This window comes from Synechococcus sp. JA-2-3B'a(2-13) (assembly GCF_000013225.1).
Taxonomy (GTDB): Bacteria; Cyanobacteriota; Cyanobacteriia; order Thermostichales; family Thermostichaceae; genus Thermostichus.
Genome location: NC_007776.1, coordinates 1,808,472 through 1,826,211 on the forward strand (window position 1 = coordinate 1,808,472; position 17,740 = coordinate 1,826,211).

The window sequence follows — 17,740 nt, forward strand, 5'->3', positions numbered from 1 at the left end:
ATTGTTACAATTTTACCCCAGCCCGCCATGTCCAGCACTTCTTTCCTACGCCGTTTCAGTTCCCGCCAGCAGCGGCTCAGCCATGTCTTTCTCAAAGATCGCCTGGCAAAGGCACGCACCTACAAGCGCATTGCTGGGTACTTTCGCTCTTCTATTTTTGAATTGGTGACTGAAGAGATTACACACATCGAGCAGGTGCAGATCGTCTGTAACAGCGACTTGGATCCCTGGGATATTGCCATCGGCAAAGCTTCCCGCCAGGCCAGAGAAATGGCGCTCAAAGAAAAATGGAACGAAGAGAAAGGAGAATTGATCACCAGCCTATTACAGCGCCCCCGCTACCGTCAACTTTACGAAATCCTCAAAAGCGGCAAAGTGGAAGTGCGAGTGGTGTCAGCCGCAGATGCCCCCTTTCTCCACGGCAAAGCAGGTGTTATTGAGGCAAGAGATGGCACCAAATCTGCTTTTATCGGCAGCCTCAACGAAACGCGGCAGGGATGGCAAGAGCATTACGAAATTGTCTGGGAAGACCAGTCGCCAGAAGGGGTTGCTTGGGTCGAAGCGGAGTTTCAGTACCTGTGGGAACGGAGTGTTCCTCTGCCAGAAGCGATTGTGGAAGAGGTGGGGCGATTATCTCGCAAGGTAGAGGTATTTCTTCAAGACTTGCAACCTGTCGATGTTCCTGGAGCCGCATTGGTGGAAGCCCCTCTCTATCGCCGGGGTGAGGTTCTCAAACCATGGCAGCAGTCGTTTGTGGAAATGTTCCTGGAACACCGAGAGCTGTATGGTGCAGTGCGACTCATTCTGGCAGATGAAGTGGGGCTGGGTAAAACCTTGTCTTTGGCGGTTGCGGCGATGGTGGCGTGCCTTTTGGAAGATGGGCCAGCCTTAATTCTTTGTCCGGCTACCCTCTGCCAGCAGTGGCAAGTGGAACTCAAAGATAAACTGGGCATTCCCTCTGCTGTGTGGCTCTCCAACCGCAAGGTATGGCAAGATGCCAATGGGCACATCATCAAAACCAAGGGTGCTGAAGGTATTGGCCGTTGCCCCTATCAAATTGGTATTGTTTCTACGGGTCTCATCTTTCACAATGCCCCCGAAGCCCAATGCCTTTTGGAACGACGCTTTGGCACGATTGTCCTGGATGAGGCCCACCGCGCCCGCTGTACCCGTGGTGTCACGGTAAGGGATCCCAAACCCAACAATCTCTTGGACTTTATGGGCAAGGCGGCCACCCAGTCCAAGCACGTCCTTTTGGGCACAGCCACCCCCATCCAAACCCATGTTGAGGAACTGTGGGATCTGCTGGGAGTGCTCAACAGCGGTGCCGAGCATGTGTTGGGACGACGGCATCAGCAGTTGTGGCAGCAGACGCAAAGGATCCTGCCCATCTTGACAGGACAACAAGCAGTGACCGACGAGCATTTTGCCTGGAATTTGCTCCGCAATCCTCTGCCGCCATCTGTTGAGGATCCCTTGTTTGACCACATCCGCAGCGATCTGAAGCTCTTCAAAGGTCAACACTTCACAGATAAGCCCCTGACGGAATTGGAGGACTTCACCCGCCAAGAACTGCGAGATGCCCTGGAAGAGCGCCAACAGGGGCTGACTTTTTTCCAGCGACACAACCCAATTCTGCGCCATACCGTATTGCGAAAACGCTCTACCTTGGAAGAATTGGGCTTGCTTGAGCGGATTGCCGTCGATATTTGGCCGAGCGAGGGAGAGCAATTGCCCATGTTCTGTGGGCTGGGTTTGCTCACTTCTCCCGAATTTGATGTGGCCTATGAAGCTGCCCAAGATTTTGCTAGGGCTTTGAGACAGCGTACCCAATCCGCTGGGTTTATGAAAAGCATCATGCAAAGCCGGATCTGCTCCAGTATTGCCAGCGGCCTATCTACGGCTCAGAAACTACTGGAAAAGCGGCGTTTTTTTGAGGAGGACGGAGAAGAAGATTGGCTGTTAGACAACCTTCCAGAGATTTTAGAGGCAGAATATGCCCATTTGGAGCGCATTGTTAGCGTCTTGAGCCAAAAGAGCACGGATCCCAAACTCGATGCCGTCCTCTATTTCCTACAGGAACGACACTGGCTGGACTTGGGATGCATCATTTTCAGCCAGTATTTTGATACCGCCCATTGGGTGGCCAACAACCTGAGCCAACGTCTGCCTCAAGAAAGTGTGGCTCTCTATGCAGGCGCCCACAAGTCGGGTTTGTTTTTTGCCGGAGAATGGCGGAGCGCAGAGCGGGAAGATATCAAGAGAGCCGTGCGAGAGCGTACCATTCGGCTGGTGGTGGCCACCGATGCTGCTTGTGAAGGTCTGAATCTCCAAACTTTGGGCACGCTGATCAACATTGATCTCCCTTGGAATCCTTCCCGCCTAGAGCAGCGCATCGGGCGGATCAAGCGCTTTGGTCAGACCCGCGACCGTGTGGACATGCTCAACCTGGTGTACCACGGTACCCACGACGAAAAGGTATACGAGGTGCTTTCTCAGCGGATGAAAGATCGCTACGACTTGTTCGGTTCTTTGCCCGATACTATCGAAGATGAGTGGATTGAGAATATCGAAACTCTGGAGGCCAAATTGCAGGAGTTTACAGAGCGCAAGAAACAGGCCAACGCTTTTGAGCTGCGCTACGCAAGCACAGTTGAACCCAAAGGCCCAAGATGGGAGACCTGCGAAAAGGTGTTGTCCCGTCGGGATATTGTGGAACGTCTTTCAGAAGGGTGGTAGCCATATATCAGCCAATTCGATATGCTTCTGCCAATGGGCTGGAAAAAGTTGCCTCTGACCACGAGTTAATACGGGCGGAAGTGCCTTGACCATGCTAGGCTCCAGCCCGAAAAATCTGCTCAGCCGTGAGGTTTAATTCAGGGAAAACTTTAGAGCGAATCCGGTCATTGCCCCGAAATAATTGCGCCTGATATTCCTCATTGACCAGTTGGAAAACCGAGATTGTGGGAACCTTCGGCTCGCCAATGTACCGACGACCCCCCAACGCTTGGTAGTCAACGATCCAGTATTCGGCAATACCTAACGTCTCGTAGTCACTCAGCTTATGCCAGTAGTCATCTCGCCAGTTGTTGCTGGTAATTTCAATGACAAGAGGAATAGAGGTTCCGTGGATGAGCGTCGAGGATTTCTGCCACAGGGGTTCTCTGGCCAAGGCGGTACGGTCAATCACCACCCCATCAGGAGCGTAGGCAGTATCGCCTTCCGGCGCCTTGATCAAGGTGTCCCGACCTAGAAAATAGTTGAGGTTGCACCTGCGGATTTCTAATGCCAATTCGATGGCAAGAAAACCACTGATTTCATCATGTTTCCCTGTGGGTTGCATCTCAACCGCAACTCCGTTGTGTAGTTCGTATCGTCTGTTAGGTTTCCACTCCAGAAACTCAGCAAAAGTCATTAGCTTAGAAGACACAGCATAGGTAGCAGTCATAGTTTTTCCTCCCTTGAATGAGTTAAAACGCCCTAGATACTTCTGCAAACATTGTCGCCCATCTCATCCTTTAATAGTCTTTTATGGCATAGCCGTATAACCCTAGCCAGAGCCGGATGTAGATATCTAGCAGAATCACTTCAGGCATTCCCAACTTGCCTCATCTACGTTTCAAGTGGGGGAGTAGGTTCTTGTCAGGAGCGTGTTGCATTTGAATCTTGCTCTAATTCAATATCACCGTAAATGTCTGCCAGGGAAAAAGTGATGTTGACAGATGGCAGCGTAACAACATCATCCAGGGCATGGTAGTCCCTGAAGATCCACTCGACATTTCCCTGGCGGCGGTAGTGTTCTACACTGATTCGAGCTTGGTCAATTAGCAGATACTCCTGTAAAGTTGGGAGAGAGCGATAGGCAGCAAACTTCGCTCCTCTATCGTAGCTTTCGGTGGCAGGCGAGAGCACTTCCACAATTAAGATAGGGTTAGTGACAGTATCCTTGCTCCCTTCTTTAAGCTGAACTGGGTTTTGGATCACCATACCATCGGGATAGACATATTGTTCGAAGGCAGGTATGTAAAGTCTGAGATCACTAGAAAAAACGGAAAAACCCTTGCCTCTTAGCTTAAGCCAAAGTAGGGCATTGACACTGGTAATCAGTTGGCTATGAATGGGTGTGCCGCCAGTTATCTCAATAATTTCCCCATTGCGAAATTCACGGCGGATCCCGCCTGTGGCCTCTGATTCAGCTTCCAGGGCAAAGTATTCCTCTGAAGTGTGGGTTTTACGGGGGGCGAGGGCAGTGGTCATGGCATCTCCTCAGGCAGCGGCAGAATGGCTCAAACGGTCAGTCGGGTGTCGAGAAGCTCGACGCGGTGGCCTTCGGGTTCTCTCGGTCGCAAGTGCAGCCAACCTCTCTGCGTCCTTCGTCGGCCTCTCTACACTGAGAAGCATCCTGCGATTCTAGGGTAAAGACCGGTGGTGGGGAGCTGACGCTTTTGTTATCCTGTCGCATAAGCTCCCCCTCTGGGATCCCAGGGGAAAGTGGGCCAACCTTGCCTGACACTGAACGCCAGCACAGCCCGCATAATGTTCCCGCACAATGTCCTGCACAATGTTGTGTCAGCAAGACTTGGTTCTCGATGGCAGGTTTGCAGAGAGGACGTGACCTGATGTTTACTTGGCTCTGGACGAAACAATTCTCTCGCTTGAATCAAAGGCTACAGAGCCTGGAGGTAGCCCGCGAGGAAAACCTTCTGTCTCCCGATCTGAGCGCCCAAACTCTGCAGGTGGCCCCCGACTTTTGGGAACGGCAGCACCAAGCCTTTGTCTATGTGGACAAGCAAATGCAAAGGCTCAGCCGTCGCAGCAAGATTTGGGGAGGAATGGCGCTGTTGGCCATTCTGGCCGATGCGGCTTTGATAGTGGCAGGTCTGACGGCGTTTCAGTCTTGGCAGCAGGTGCAGGCGGATCGCCAATTAACTCGCATTGCCCAGCAGACTGCGGCTGCCGATCCTGTGCAGCGAGCTTTTGAGGATCTGGTGGCCCAATTGCCCCAGATGAGCGGGGCAGAGCGATATCGTGCCCTAGAGGCGTTGCAGGCTCTCTCGGCTATCTCGATGGCGCACGGCGGCTATTCCTACGACGGTTCTGCGGGTATTTCTGTGTACAGCTCTGCTCTCCCAGCAACCCCTCTTGAGGCTCAACTGCAAACCATTTACCGGTTGGGGCAAATGCGGGTGGTGGAGGCGGTGCCGGCTTTGCTGACCAAGCTTGCGGACGATGAACCGGTGGTGCGGGAGGCGGCAGCCCGTGCCCTCGGCCAAATTGGGGATCCGCGCGCCTTGGGTCCCTTGCACGATCTTCTGGCCTATGAGCCCAATGAGTTGGTTCAAGATGCCGCTATTGCTTCGATTGCCCAACTGCTGCGCTGAAGAGAGGGTTAGATGGGGGTGGGAGTTGAGGCACTGGGGATGAGTATCGGCAAAATGAGCAGGCTGGGCAAACTGCTGGGGGTGATTTGTTGGGTGTGGGGATCCGCTCTGCCCGTTTGGGCGCAGGATCCCTTCCGCAGCGGGGACAATGCCCGCCCCATCAGGCCGGAGGTGGCGGCAGCTTTTGAAGAGTTCTTCTGTGCAGGCCGCTACAGCCAGAGCCGGGAAAAACTGGAAATGGCCAAGAAGGCCTCCCCCGAAGAGCCGATGGTCTATGCCCTGTTGGCGGCGCTGGCTTATCAGGAGGGAGACCTGGAAGCATTTGCCCAGTTGGCCACTCAAACCCGACAGGTGGCCGCCGAGTTGAAAAAGACGGATCCCTTGCGTGGCAACCTTTATGAGGGCGTGGGCTACGGGCTAGAGGCAGCCAACATTGTGGTGCGAGATGGGGTGGTCATCGGTTTGCCCAAGGCTCTGCCCACCCTCAATCAATTGTTTGCCTCCATCCGGGCCGCCCAAGCAGTGGACAGCAGCGATCCGGAGCTCAATCTGCTCAACGGCTACATGGATTTGCTGCTGACCTACCGGGAGAAGGCTCTGAATCAGTTTCGGATGGCAGCGCCTGACTATCTGTCCTACCGCGGCCAAGCTCTGGCCTACCGGGATATGCAGCGCTTTGACGAGGCATTGGAGGCGGTAGATCGGGCCATTGCTGCTTCCTGCAACAACCCGGAGCTCTATTACCTCAAGGCGCAAATTTTGGTTTCCAAAGGGCAAGACCGAGAGGCCGTCCCCCTTTTCGATCAAGCCCTGCAAGCTTCCGCCCAACTGCCCCAACCTTTGGTGGAGCAAATCCAGATGGAGCGGGATCGCGCCGCCCAGCGCAGTGGGTTGACCGGCCAGTTGCCGGCTGCACCTAACCCCTGAAGGGATCCCATGAGCCTGCGCATCAGCGGCAAACGAGCGCTGCAAACTCCCGCTGGCTTGGGCACTCGACCCACCCCTGGCCGGGTGAGGCAGGCCTTGTTCAACATCTTGCAAGGGCAGGTGGAAGGCTGTCGCTGGCTGGATCTGTGCTGTGGGGCCGGTACGGTGGGAGCAGAAGCTCTGTGTCAGGGGGCCGCTTTTGTGGCCGGGATCGAGATTGCCGCCCCTGCCTGCCGCATCATCCGAGCCAACTGGGCCAAGGTGGCGCAGCTGGGGCAATCTTTCCAGGTCATTCAGGGAGATGCCCGCAAGCTGCTCAGCCGCGGCCTGAACTTGGAGCCATTTGATTACGTGTACTTTGCTCCTCCCTACGAGGCCGGTCTGTACGCCCCGCTCCTGCCCCTGATCCCGCCCTTGCTCAAGCCAGGCGGAACCTTGATCGTCGAGCATCGCAGCGGCCAGAAGCTACCAGACCAGGTGGGATCCCTGCTGCGCTTTGACCAACGAACCTATGGGCAAACGGCGCTGGCTTTCTATCGCAATCTGGAAGAGCAGCTCTAGCTGGGGAAGGGAGTGCTGACGAAGCCGATTTCCAAGAGCTGCTGGTAGGCTTGGGTGCCCAGCTCGCGGGTTGGGCTCTGGCTGTTGATGACCTGGATCAGCCAGCCCACGGCCTCTTCCGGTCGCCCGGCGGCGCGGTAGACCACGGCCAAATCGTAGGCAGCTTGATCCCGGGCTTGGGCGGCAACACGGGCCAGCTCCCGCTGTTCTTCGGAGATGCGGTTTTGGATCCCGGCGAAGGCGCGGGAGAGATCTTGGTGGTAGTTGGAGCGCTGGTTGTAGGCGTTGAACACCTGCTGCAGCAGCTCGACAGCCTGGTCGTAGTTTTGCGCTTGGATGGCGGCATTGGCTTCGGCAGCCAGTTGTTCGGCTCGCAACGCGCTGAGGGCGCTGCTGGGCTGCTCTAGGGCGCGAAACTGCTGCGGATTGGGAATAAGCTGCTGTCCGGCAGGGAGCTGCTGAGCGGTGGCCCAGAAGGTGGAGCCCACGCCCAAGATGAGGCCGAGTAATACGCCGAAAACCAACCGCGCCCAAGAACGGCGCAGAAGGCTGAGCCCCTGGGCGATGGCGTCCTGGCGACAGCCTTGGGAAGCAACAGTAGGACGTCGTCCAATCATGTGCGGGTAACCCCCAAAACCTTTTTTGACCCGTTCCACTCTACCCTACTCCTCGGGTCTTTGCTGCAGCTCAGGGATCCCTTTGGAGCGAGGCTGGGAGGAGATGGGCTTCTTGAGCTTGGGCGGAGAGGAGCTGGGCGAGTTGGGTGGCTCTGGAGGCTTTTCCGGCAGCAGCGGTAGGTTGAGAATCAGCTCATACATGCGCAGGTATTCCAGCGCTGAGCGGTGCCAACTGAAATCGCTGGCCATGCCCCGCTTCTGCAGCGCTTGCCAAGTTTCTTTGTGCTGGAAGGCTTCCCAAGCCCGCGCCAGACAGGTGTAGAAGTCCAGGGCTTCGTAGCGGTCAAAGCAGTAGCCGGTGCCGATCCCCTTGCTGGGGATGTGGTGGCTGACGGTATCCACCAGCCCCCCCGTGCGGCGGACAATGGGCACACACCCATAGCGCATGGCGATCATCTGGCTGATGCCACAAGGTTCAAAGCGGCTGGGCATCAAAAACGCATCTGCCCCCCCGTAGATCAACTGGGCCAGCTTGGGTTGGTAGCCTTTTTGGTAGGCCATTTTGCCCGGGTGCCGCTCGGCCATCTCCCGGATCCGCCCTTCGTAGTAGGCTTCGCCGCTGCCTCCCAGCAAAACGAATTGCGCGTCGCTGTAGTCCAGGAAGCGATCCAGGGCTTGGATGAGCAAGTCGATCCCTTTTTGCTCCACCAAACGGGCCACCATGCCCATCAGAAAGGTATCTGGGTTGACGGTCAAGCCCAACTTGGCCTGTAGCGTGGCTTTGTTGGCCGCCCGCCCGCTGAGATCATCGATGCTGAAATTGGCCTCTAGGTCTGGGTCGGTGCGGGGATCAAACCTATCGATGTCGATCCCATTCAAAATTCCTCGCAACCGTTCCCCTTTCCAGGCCAACAAGTCCTGCAGTCCTTCCCCATGCAGAGGGGTGCGAATTTCCATCGCATAGGTGGGCGAGACGGTGTTCACTTGGTCGGCGTAGAGGATCCCGGCAGCCATGGTGTTGTGGGCAGAAAAATACCAGGGCAGCCAGGTCATGCGCTCCAGTTGCCAGCGCCAGGGCCCTTGGTAGGCCAGGTTGTGGATGGTGAACACCGTGCCAATATCGGGAGCTTGGTGCATCCAGGCCGGGATCATGCCGGTGTGCCAATCGTGGCAGTGGATGATGTTGGGTTTCCAGGGGTAGTAAGTCCAGGCAAATTCGGCTACGGCGTTGGCAAAAAAGGTGAAGCGCCAGAACTCGTCCTCGCCGTAGTAGATGCGGTGGGGAGCAAAGCAGTAGTGGCTGACCAAGTAGAGGGGCACATCGGTGCCGGGCAAAACGCTTTCGTAAATATCGGCCACCTGACCCATAACCTGTTTAGACCAGATGGGATCTTTCGAGCGGGGGTATTGCCCCGGTTCCTGGCCGAACTTGTCCCAGAGAAAGCCATACAGAGGCATGATGATGCGGACATCCTGACCCAGCTTGCGCAAAACGACAGGCAGGGATCCCACCACATCCGCCATGCCCCCCACCTTGGCCAAAGGTGCTGCCTCTGCCGCTGCGAACAAAATCTTGGCTTGAACCACGCTGCCCTCCCTGTTGTTGTGGGCTCCGCTCCACCGCCGTGAACGGATCCCGGCTCAGTTGCCCTCAGCCAAAACCCTTCCCATCCTAAAACACAAGGGATCCCTGCGCCGGATGAGCTGATGCAGCGCCTCATCTTGAGGTTATGTTGCAACTTATTGATTTTTCGTAAGATGGAAGGACAGTGCTGCTCAGAACTGTTGTGGGCGCTGCTGTATTGCACTTTATTCGTCGTCATTGTTCTGGAGAGACGTCCTATGACCATAGCGGTAGGGCGCGTGCGTCAGGAGCGAGGATGGTTCGACATCGTCGATGACTGGCTCAAGCGCGACAGATTCGTGTTTATCGGCTGGTCCGGGCTGCTGCTGTTCCCCTGCGCTTACCTAGCCCTGGGCGGCTGGCTCACCGGCACCACCTTTGTAACTTCCTGGTACACCCACGGGTTGGCCAGCTCCTACCTGGAAGGGTGCAACTTTTTGACCGTAGCCGTCTCCACCCCCGCCGACAGCATGGGGCACAGCCTGCTGCTGCTGTGGGGCCCCGAAGCCCAGGGGGACTTCACCCGCTGGTGCCAGATTGGGGGGCTGTGGACCTTTGTGGCCCTGCACGGAGCGCTGGGGCTGATTGGCTTTATGCTGCGGCAATTTGAGATTGCCCGGCTGGTGGGGGTGCGGCCCTACAACGCCATTGCGTTTAGCGCGCCGATAGCGGTGTTTGTGAGCGTGTTTTTGATTTACCCGCTGGGGCAGAGCAGCTGGTTTTTTGCGCCCAGCTTTGGGGTGGCGGGGATTTTCCGCTTTTTGCTGTTTTTCCAGGGGTTCCACAACTGGACGCTGAACCCGTTCCACATGATGGGGGTGGCTGGCGTTTTGGGTGGAGCGCTGTTGTGTGCCATCCATGGGGCGACGGTGGAGAACACCCTGTTTCAGGATGGGGAGGCGGCCAGCACCTTTCGGGCTTTTGAGCCGACGCAGTCGGAGGAGACCTACTCGATGGTGACGGCCAACCGGTACTGGAGCCAGATTTTTGGGATAGCGTTTTCCAACAAGCGGTGGCTGCACTTTTTCATGTTGTTTGTGCCGGTGACGGGTTTGTGGATGTCGAGCATTGGGGTAGTGGGGTTGGCGCTGAACCTGCGGGCGTATGACTTTATCAGTCAGGAGGTGCGGGCAGCGGAAGACCCGGAGTTTGAGACGTTTTACACGAAGAACATTTTGCTGAACGAGGGGATTCGGGCGTGGATGGCGCCGCAGGACCAGCCCCATGAGCGCTTTGAGTTCCCTGAAGAAGTCCTCCCCCGCGGCAATGCGCTCTAAAGGAAGCCGTTCTGGTCTCGTCAGGGATCCGCTCCCGGCGAATCTTAAGTAATCCACTTGAGTATTGAAGAGTTCAGGGATCCCTCATGGGATCCCTTTTTGTGTTGGGCGCGAGGTGGCTAGGAAGGGATCCCGTCTCGCAGGCGGGCGCGAATGGCTTGCCAGATCTGTTCAACCAACTGGGGCGGGCTAGTTTCTGACCGGATGGGCACCCGCACATCGGCTTGGGCGTAGAACGGCTCTCGCTCTTGCATCAGCTTGTACAGGGCAGCTTGGGGGTCGGGGGTTTGCAGCAGGGGGCGTTGGCCGGGATCCCGCTTGAGCCGCTGCCAAATCAGCTCGGGGGCCACATCCAGCCAAACGGTGAGGCCATGGTGCAAGTAGCTCCAATTTTTGGGGCGCAACACAATGCCGCCGCCTGTGGCGATCACCAGCCGGGTGTAGCTGCTCAACTGGGCCAACACCTGCGTCTCCAGATCCCGGAAGTAGGCTTCCCCATGCTCGGCGAAGATCTGAGCGATGGAAGAACCCCCCACCTGCTCCACCAGACCATCGGTGTCGAAAAATTGAAAGCGCAACTGGGCTGCCAGCTCCGATCCCACGGTGGATTTGCCGCTGCCCATCATCCCAATGAGATAAACATTTACGCCGCGCAGGCGCTCAACTTCCTCGGGGTGGATCATGGGAAAGGTACCTAGATATAGCCATGCTCGGCCAGAAACTCCAGAGAAACGCTGCTCTCGGGGGGCAGCAAGCCCAGCAATTTTTCCACATACTTGCCCAAAATATCCGCCTCTATGTTGACGGGATCCCCAACTTGGAGCTGAGAAAGGTTGGTCTCGCGGTAGGTTTGGGGGATCACAGCCACCTTGAACCAGCAGCCCCCTTGGCGCACCTCAGCAATGGTCAAGCTCACCCCATTCACCGCCACGCTGCCCTTGGGTACGATGTAACGCCCGATCTCTTCAGGAACCTTGAAGCTCAGCTCCCAGGCGTTGCCGGTGGCGGCTTGATCCCACAGTTGCCCCACCCCATCGATATGGCCGCTGACAAAATGCCCCCCTAACTTGTCTCCTACCCGCAGCGCCGGTTCCAGGTTGACTGTGCGCGGGCCGGGGGATCCGTGGCCCCAAGTCGAGCGCCGCAGGGTTTCCGGCGAAACATCGGCCAAAAATCCATCGGGCAGAATCTCCACCACCGTCAGGCAAAGGCCGTCCACCGCCACGCTATCTCCATAGGCCAACTGAGGTTGCAACCGGGGACAGGTAACCCGTAGCTGTGAAGAATTGATCAACTGGGCTGTGCCCAAACTTCGAACCAGACCCGTAAACATTGCTTTGGCTCCTTAGGTTTTGCCGGCTGCCTTTTTGGCTTTCTGTTTTTCTCGCTCTTTGGCTCGTTTTTCGGCAGCGATTCGCTCTTGTCGGGCTTTCTCTTTCTCTTCAGCGATCTTTTCTAGATAGTAGTGATAGTTGCCCTGGTAGGCGACCAACTCTCCGTTGCGAATCTCTACAATCTTGTTGGCCACTTTTGAGATAAAGTAGCGGTCGTGAGAAACAAGGATCACCGTGCCATCGTAATGCTGTAAAGCTTCTTCCAGCATCTCTTTGGCCGGGATATCTAAGTGGTTGGTGGGCTCATCCAAAATCAGTAGGTTGGCCGGCTGAAGTAGCATTTTCGCCAACGCCAAGCGGGCTTTTTCTCCCCCGCTCAAAGCCGCTACTTTCTTAAAAACGGCGTCGCCGCTGAACAAAAAGCGACCCAACAGCGTGCGCACTTCTTCGTTTTTCCAGTCGGGCACTTCGTCATGGATGGTGTCCAAGACGGTTTTGCTCAGATCCAAAGCCTCTGCTTGATTTTGCTCGAAGTAGGCAGGGATCACATTGTGTGCTCCCAATTTCACAGATCCCTCGGTAGGTTGCTCTAGGCCGGTGATAAGACGCAGCAGGGTGGATTTTCCTGCCCCATTGGGCCCCAGAAAGGCGACGCGATCCCCACGCTCGATCAACAGCTCCGCACCCAAAAACAAAATCTTATCTCCATAAATGTGCGTCAAATTCTCGATCTTCACCACCTCGCGACCACTGCGGGGAGCAGGGGGAAAGCGAAACTTGAGGGTACGCACGTCGCCAATGGGCGCTTCGACCCGCTCGATCTTTTCCAGTTGTTTTTCGCGGCTTTTGGCCTGAGTGCTGCGGGTGGCACTGGCCCGGAAGCGATCGATGAAGGTTTGTTGCCTTTCAATTTCCTTTTGCTGACGTTCGTAGGCAGCTTGTTGTGCCTCTCGCCGTTCAGCTTTTTGGAGTAGGTATTGAGAATAGTTACCCAAGTATGTCGTAGAAACTCCTCGCTCCGTCTCCACAATTTGGGTGCAAAGCCGATCCAAAAACTCTCGATCATGAGAAACAATCACCATGGGGATCGTCAAGCTCTTGAGGTAGTTTTCCAGCCACTCAATGGTCTCCAAGTCTAGGTGGTTGGTCGGCTCGTCTAGCAACATCAAATCGGGTTTTTGCAGCAGGATTTTCCCCAGGCTGATGCGCATCTGCCAGCCGCCGCTGAAGGCGCTCACCAACCGATCCCCGTCCTCCGGCTCAAACCCCGTTTCCGGCAGGATTTTCTCAATACGCGCCTCCAGTTCATAGCCATGTAAACTCTCAAATTGGCGCTGTAGACGATCTAGACGGCGCAAAAGGGTTTCCAACGTGTCCGCGTCCGCCTGCTCCATCTGTTGGGTGATTTGGGCAATTTCTTGGTGAATGCGGTTTTCCTCTTGAAAGACTGTCCAGAACTCTTCTCGCACCGTTCGGGCGGGATCCACTCCAAATTCTTGGGTGAGATAGGCGATGCGCAGGTTGGCGGGGCGGATCACCTCGCCGCTGGTCGGTTCTTCTTGCCCGCAGATAATCTTGAGCTGGGTGGTCTTTCCGGCCCCGTTTACTCCCACTAGGCCGACGCGATCCCCAGGCTTAACTTCCCAGTTCACATCCTTGAGCACCTCACCGGTGGGATAGATTTTGCTAATGTGTTCCAGTCGCAGCATAATGCTCCTTGGGGATCGGGACCAATTGGAGAAGTGTGGCGTTTTCTTTACATTCTTTACTCGATTTTACGTATTCTTGGGATCCCTGTCCATGGATCCTGAGCAGTTTCTGCTTGATTTCTCCCTCTCATTGATCTTGCCGGGATCCACGACAGCGTTTAATATTTCTGGTTTGCCTTCAGAAGTGCCTGCTGAACCCTGTTCGATCTTTTTTCATGTCTTCAGGGCTTGTTTGTCGGTACCCTTAGTATGGACTCTTTTGCCAGAAGCCTTGTGAGGCTTCTCTAAGGCTTAAACGACCTCTAATGCCAGCGGGGAAAAGCCAGTTCCTGAGAGAGATTGAAGTAGCCGGTCGTGATGACAATGAGGAAGGTTGATCGGATAAGTTTTCAGTGTATGGGATGCTTACTTCGTCTCTTGTTTCTGAAATCCCCGGCAACCTATTTTTCTCTTTTGGGCATGTCCTAATGAGCTATCAATCCATTGACATTAGCAGTCAGCCCAGACAAGTTATGGTCTCTTGAGTTGACTTCTTATCTAACATAAAACCTTTGTTGATTTTGACAGGAAAGCCAATGGCGACGGGGATCAACTCAGAAGGACACTACGCCTTGGCTTGATCCTCGAGGGAACGGGGGGATCCCTGAAACAGGGCAGGATGACCTGTTCTGCCTCCCTGAACCGACAGAGGATTTTGTCTGTGGGCAGGCGGCTGTTGGGCCAGAAGCCGCTTCACCTCTGCATTAAGCTGACTTTCGTTGAAGGGCTTGGTCAAGTAGGCGGTTGCCCCCGACCATTTGCCGCGGATGCGGGCCAGCAGACCATCGCGAGCGGTAACCATCAGGATGGGAAGGGACTTAAACTCTTCTAAGCTGCGCACAATGCGGCAAAGCTCTAGACCATCGATCCCCGGCATGGCGATATCCATCAACAACAGGTGGGGCCGATGCTGAAACAACAAAGGAAGCACCTCGGCGGGGTTGCCCGTTGTAATCACCTGATAGTTGGGCAAATACTGCCGTAGGATTTCCTGCATCACCACGCTGTCGTCCACCGCCAAGATGGTTATCGGGTTGTGGCGCTTGGTCTGCAGCAGCTCTTGGGGTGTTTGTAGGCTGACCAAACCTTTTTTCGCCCAGGAGGCAAAGAGATTGGCCACCTCCAGCCGATCCCGGCACAGCTTCTTGGCGATTGCTTCCAGCGACTGGCCATCTTTGGTGAGGGTGTGGAGCTTCTGTCGTTGCTCATCGGTGATGCGGTAGCGGTTGACCCGTTCCCAATTGACCACCGGCACCGCCAACAGGGTTGGGATCGCCACCTTCAAATCTGCCCAGCGATCGTGGCGCCGGGCGGCTTCTTGCAGCAGCGGCTCCAACTCAAACCCGCCAATGGGGGCCTCTTGGGCGACCTGCTCCTGCACCTCAAAGTAACAGGTGCCTGCCCGTTCGAATAGGTAGCGGTCGAAATCGGTAAGCAGGTTGAGCCACAGGGCATCTTCCAGCTCCCCCGGCTTGAGCAGGCCCAATTGCGTGATAGCCTCCAGCAGCTCAGGTAAGGAATGGTCTTTCATCAAGCGCTCTTGCACCACCGAGATGGCCCGCTGTGGCCATTCCAAGTTGAGGCGAGGAATAAAGCGGGATAGGCGTTTCAGCAGGATTTGCGTGTTGAGGGGTTGATCGGCAGAAAAAAGCAGCCTGCCGTGGTAGTAGGTCAACACCCAGGGTTCCGCACCCTCAGAGGGATCCAGTCCCTTGAGGTGAATGTGCAGATATCCAGTGGTAAACCGCCAACCTTGCTGCCTGAGCAGTGGCGCAAGTTCCTCCGAGCCGAACACAAAACGGGACATGCAGCGTTCTCCGGGCCAACTTCTTCAGGCCAAATGAGCAGCGATTCACCTCAGCCACACGCTCAAACCGTCGAAAGGAGAGCTTCAGAGAGCTCACTTATTTTAACAACTGGCTGATCTTAGCTTTCCCGGCCATTCCTTTACAGCAAGGGAATACCGCTTTGCCAACCAGGATATACACCCATGCAATCCCATATGCAGTGCCTTGAAGGATTACCATTGCAAGGCTAGGGTCCGGCTATGGCTCTATCTTTCTAAATTGAGAGCCTGCCGTTGGGCTTGTAGCAATTCTTGGATCCCGGCTTGGGCCATCTCCAACATTTGTAGCAGTTGCGGGCGACTGAAGCAGGCGGCTTCGGCAGTGCCCTGGATCTCGATGAAGGATCCCTGCTCGTTCATAACAATGTTCATGTCCACCTCGGCTTGGCTGTCTTCCTCATAGCACAGATCCACAAGTACCTCTCCCTGCACAATTCCTACTGAAAGGGCCGCCACCTGCTGCCGCAGCGGGGATCCCTGGGCCGGATCCAGCGCCCCCTGTTTGTACAGCCAAGTGATGGCGTCGTGCAGAGCCACATAGCCCCCTGTGATCGCGGCGGTGCGAGTGCCGCCATCGGCCTGCAGCACATCGGCATCGACGGTGATGGTACGGGATCCCAGCTTGCGAAAATCCAAGGCGGCGCGCAGACTGCGCCCGATGAGCCGTTGAATCTCGGCAGTACGGCCCGATAGTTTCAACATTTCCCGCGGCTGTCGTTGTTGCGTGGCTCCGGGCAACATGCGGTACTCAGCCGTCAGCCAGCCTTGGCCGGTGTTCTGCAGAAAAGGGGGAACTTCTTCGGCCACACTGGCGGTGCAAAGGACATGGGTATGGCCGAACTTGACCAACACCGAGCCAGGGGCATAGCGGGTAAAGTGGCGCTCAAAAGAAACCGGGCGCAATTGAGCAGCGGTGCGATTATCTGGGCGTTGCCAGCTCATGGACAGTTCAAAAAGGGATCCCTCGCATTGTCAACCATGTCTGCCCAATGCGGCTCAGGACTTGGAATCTTTGCAGAACATGACTGGGGCGATGGCTGCGGACGGAATTGGTCTGGGAAGGCAAGGACGACAAGTGTAGCAACCGCCGCAAATTGGATATTGCCGGGTATGCCACCTCTACGCGGAAGAAAGTGAAGCACTTGTAAACTACCCGACACCCGCGCTATGCGCAGGGTGCGGGCTTTATCCCAATCCCTAGCGGCCCCAGAGGGCAGCTAAGTTTCGGAATTTCAGGCGAGTTTACAGTCGCCCCAAGAGCAGCAATTACAAGAGAAGCATTATGGTCAGCGTCCCCTTCCCACCCACAATGTCCACACTTGAACGACTTACCATTACGGTAGGACTTGCCCCGCTCAGGGTGGATGTGCAGGCATTTGTGGCAGGTCTGACTGGTATAGGCAGGCGGAACCAGTACCACAGGCACCCCAGCAATGGCAGCCTTGTAGGCCACAAACATCCTGAGCTGGTAGAACGCCCAGTTGTTAGTCCTGCGCCGTTCGGCTTTGCTCCGAGGTTTCTGATTCAGGCACTCTCGAATGCCCGTCAAGTCCTCAAAAGCCAGTGCCGCACCAATAGCCTGGGCATCCCTGACCAAGGTTTTGCTGATGTTATGGTTCAGCCATGTCTGGTAGCGCCGTTCTCTCCCAGAGAGCCTTCTCAGCAGCCTCCTAGAGCTGCGAGTGCGTTTGGATTGAACCTTGGCGCGTACACGGCTGAACCGGTCACGGACGGCCTGGATGTGCTCTCCACTCCAAGAGCGTCCGTTGCTGGCGGTGGCGATATCCCGTCTGCCCAAGTCAACTCCGATTACCTTTGGAGTTTTGCCAGTTGGGGGAGTATCCAGCTCAACAGCAATGTTGATGTAGTAGTCCCCTTGCTTGGTCTTGGACAGAGTAGCGCTGGTGGGCGTTTGCCCCCGCAGCAAAGCGATTTGATAACCGCCAATCTTGAGCTTGAGCCAAACCCGTCCGCTCATCAGGGTCACGCCCACGGCTTGGTCGGACTCTCGGTACTTAAAAGTACGAGCGTCCAAAGTCAGACTGGTGGGGCGGAACTTGTGGACTTGCTTCACCGCCTTGGCATTGCTAATCACCCGACGGAGCGCCTGACAGACGTGGTTGGCTTTCAGCCCCGTTGCTGCCCTTACCGGTCGATAGACCAAGTGGTGCAGCTTGGCGGTGTTCCAGCAGTTCTTTTGTTTGGCGGTGTCGAGAATCTGGTTGCAAGCATTCGCAAAGCCCTGCAAAGTGCGGTCAATTTCTTGACGCAACTCTTGTGGGACTATCAGCTTGCAACGTACAGAGATAGTCTGGCTCATGGGCTTATTGTAGTTTATCCAGACTTTTGACCGGCAAACCTATATGGAGGAGGGCTTTCCTCCCGACACCAAGCCTGCGGCTATGTGCGGGCCTCCAGCCCGAAA

15 protein-coding genes are annotated in these 17,740 nt (G+C 55.9%); 5 read left to right on the top strand and 10 right to left on the bottom strand.

The features are described from left to right. Positions 1-27 precede the first annotated feature (27 nt). The gene (locus tag CYB_RS08215) at positions 28-2,739 is read left to right on the top strand and encodes a phospholipase D-like domain-containing anti-phage protein (RefSeq protein WP_011433328.1); all 2,712 of its coding nucleotides are present in this window, start codon (positions 28-30) and stop codon (positions 2,737-2,739) included. A 94-nt stretch (positions 2,740-2,833) separates the two neighbouring features. Here CYB_RS08215 and CYB_RS08220 read toward each other — a convergent pair whose 3' ends face one another. Together CYB_RS08220 and CYB_RS08225 are read right to left on the bottom strand one after the other, a co-directional pair. Next, positions 2,834-3,448 carry a Uma2 family endonuclease gene (locus tag CYB_RS08220; RefSeq protein ID WP_011433329.1) on the bottom strand — a complete coding sequence of 205 codons (615 nt, stop codon included), beginning with the start codon at positions 3,446-3,448 and terminating at the stop codon, positions 2,834-2,836. A 194-nt stretch (positions 3,449-3,642) separates the two neighbouring features. Beyond that, positions 3,643-4,257 (bottom strand): Uma2 family endonuclease, encoded by a 615-nt coding sequence (locus CYB_RS08225; protein ID WP_011433330.1) that lies wholly within the window; start codon positions 4,255-4,257, stop codon positions 3,643-3,645. Between the two features lie 362 nt (positions 4,258-4,619). Here CYB_RS08225 and CYB_RS08230 point away from each other — a divergent pair, with 362 nt between their 5' ends. From CYB_RS08230 to rsmD, 3 genes are read left to right on the top strand one after another with little or no spacing between them, the layout of a single operon-like run. Further along, on the top strand, positions 4,620-5,381 hold the full coding sequence (locus CYB_RS08230) for a HEAT repeat domain-containing protein (protein WP_238376727.1): 762 nt from the start codon (positions 4,620-4,622) through the stop codon (positions 5,379-5,381). A gap of 39 nt (positions 5,382-5,420) precedes the next feature. Continuing rightward, on the top strand, positions 5,421-6,308 hold the full coding sequence (locus CYB_RS08235) for a Sll0314/Alr1548 family TPR repeat-containing protein (RefSeq protein WP_148202734.1): 888 nt from the start codon (positions 5,421-5,423) through the stop codon (positions 6,306-6,308). Positions 6,309-6,317: 9 nt separating this feature from the next. Continuing rightward, positions 6,318-6,869 (top strand): 16S rRNA (guanine(966)-N(2))-methyltransferase RsmD, encoded by a 552-nt coding sequence (gene rsmD / locus CYB_RS08240; RefSeq protein WP_011433333.1) that lies wholly within the window; start codon positions 6,318-6,320, stop codon positions 6,867-6,869. Here rsmD and CYB_RS08245 read toward each other — a convergent pair. Both CYB_RS08245 and glgA read right to left on the bottom strand, forming a co-directional pair. Beyond that, positions 6,866-7,486, bottom strand: a complete 621-nt coding sequence (locus CYB_RS08245) for a hypothetical protein (protein ID WP_011433334.1) — start codon at positions 7,484-7,486, stop codon at positions 6,866-6,868. The two genes, rsmD and CYB_RS08245, sit on opposite strands and share 4 nt — an antisense overlap. 45 nt (positions 7,487-7,531) lie before the next feature. Then, complete coding sequence (glgA, locus tag CYB_RS08250) at positions 7,532-9,073, bottom strand: glycogen synthase GlgA (RefSeq protein WP_011433335.1); 1,542 nt, start codon at positions 9,071-9,073, stop codon at positions 7,532-7,534. A gap of 255 nt (positions 9,074-9,328) precedes the next feature. Between glgA and psbD the strand changes: the two genes are divergently transcribed. Next, positions 9,329-10,387 (top strand): photosystem II D2 protein (photosystem q(a) protein), encoded by a 1,059-nt coding sequence (gene psbD, locus CYB_RS08255; RefSeq protein WP_011432491.1) that lies wholly within the window; start codon positions 9,329-9,331, stop codon positions 10,385-10,387. A gap of 119 nt (positions 10,388-10,506) precedes the next feature. Here the strand turns inward: psbD and CYB_RS08260 are convergent, their stop codons facing one another. The 6 genes from CYB_RS08260 to CYB_RS08290 form a co-directional block, all read right to left on the bottom strand. Next, a complete protein-coding gene (locus CYB_RS08260) occupies positions 10,507-11,070 on the bottom strand; it encodes a shikimate kinase (protein WP_011433337.1) in 564 nt (187 codons plus the stop codon). An 11-nt stretch (positions 11,071-11,081) separates the two neighbouring features. Then, positions 11,082-11,720, bottom strand: a complete 639-nt coding sequence (locus tag CYB_RS08265) for a riboflavin synthase (RefSeq protein ID WP_011433338.1) — start codon at positions 11,718-11,720, stop codon at positions 11,082-11,084. A 12-nt stretch (positions 11,721-11,732) separates the two neighbouring features. Beyond that, a complete protein-coding gene (locus CYB_RS08270; protein ID WP_011433339.1) occupies positions 11,733-13,430 on the bottom strand; it encodes an ABC transporter ATP-binding protein in 1,698 nt (565 codons plus the stop codon). Between the two features lie 604 nt (positions 13,431-14,034). Next, positions 14,035-15,276: a response regulator gene (locus tag CYB_RS08280; protein WP_011433340.1), complete on the bottom strand. Its 1,242-nt coding sequence runs from the start codon at positions 15,274-15,276 to the stop codon at positions 14,035-14,037. A 246-nt stretch (positions 15,277-15,522) separates the two neighbouring features. Continuing rightward, entirely contained in the window at positions 15,523-16,257 is a 735-nt protein-coding gene (gene rph / locus CYB_RS08285) for a ribonuclease PH (protein ID WP_011433341.1), read from the bottom strand. 223 nt (positions 16,258-16,480) lie between these two features. Beyond that, positions 16,481-17,635 carry an RNA-guided endonuclease InsQ/TnpB family protein gene (locus CYB_RS08290; RefSeq protein WP_011433342.1) on the bottom strand — a complete coding sequence of 385 codons (1,155 nt, stop codon included), beginning with the start codon at positions 17,633-17,635 and terminating at the stop codon, positions 16,481-16,483. Positions 17,636-17,740 lie beyond the last annotated feature (105 nt).

Bases quoted from the DNA above. Each gene is read 5' to 3' on its own strand.
- CYB_RS08215 (WP_011433328.1), top strand. From the start codon at position 28: ATGTCCAGCACTTCTTTCCTACGCCGTTTCAGTTCCCGCCAGCAGCGG.
- CYB_RS08220 (WP_011433329.1), bottom strand. From the start codon at position 3,448: ATGACTGCTACCTATGCTGTGTCTTCTAAGCTAATGACTTTTGCTGAG.
- CYB_RS08225 (WP_011433330.1), bottom strand. From the start codon at position 4,257: ATGACCACTGCCCTCGCCCCCCGTAAAACCCACACTTCAGAGGAATAC.
- CYB_RS08230 (WP_238376727.1), top strand. From the start codon at position 4,620: ATGTTTACTTGGCTCTGGACGAAACAATTCTCTCGCTTGAATCAAAGG.
- CYB_RS08235 (WP_148202734.1), top strand. From the start codon at position 5,421: ATGAGTATCGGCAAAATGAGCAGGCTGGGCAAACTGCTGGGGGTGATT.
- rsmD (WP_011433333.1), top strand. From the start codon at position 6,318: ATGAGCCTGCGCATCAGCGGCAAACGAGCGCTGCAAACTCCCGCTGGC.
- CYB_RS08245 (WP_011433334.1), bottom strand. From the start codon at position 7,486: ATGATTGGACGACGTCCTACTGTTGCTTCCCAAGGCTGTCGCCAGGAC.
- psbD (WP_011432491.1), top strand. From the start codon at position 9,329: ATGACCATAGCGGTAGGGCGCGTGCGTCAGGAGCGAGGATGGTTCGAC.
- CYB_RS08260 (WP_011433337.1), bottom strand. From the start codon at position 11,070: ATGATCCACCCCGAGGAAGTTGAGCGCCTGCGCGGCGTAAATGTTTAT.
- CYB_RS08265 (WP_011433338.1), bottom strand. From the start codon at position 11,720: ATGTTTACGGGTCTGGTTCGAAGTTTGGGCACAGCCCAGTTGATCAAT.
- CYB_RS08270 (WP_011433339.1), bottom strand. From the start codon at position 13,430: ATGCTGCGACTGGAACACATTAGCAAAATCTATCCCACCGGTGAGGTG.
- CYB_RS08280 (WP_011433340.1), bottom strand. From the start codon at position 15,276: ATGTCCCGTTTTGTGTTCGGCTCGGAGGAACTTGCGCCACTGCTCAGG.
- rph (WP_011433341.1), bottom strand. From the start codon at position 16,257: ATGAGCTGGCAACGCCCAGATAATCGCACCGCTGCTCAATTGCGCCCG.
- CYB_RS08290 (WP_011433342.1), bottom strand. From the start codon at position 17,635: ATGAGCCAGACTATCTCTGTACGTTGCAAGCTGATAGTCCCACAAGAG.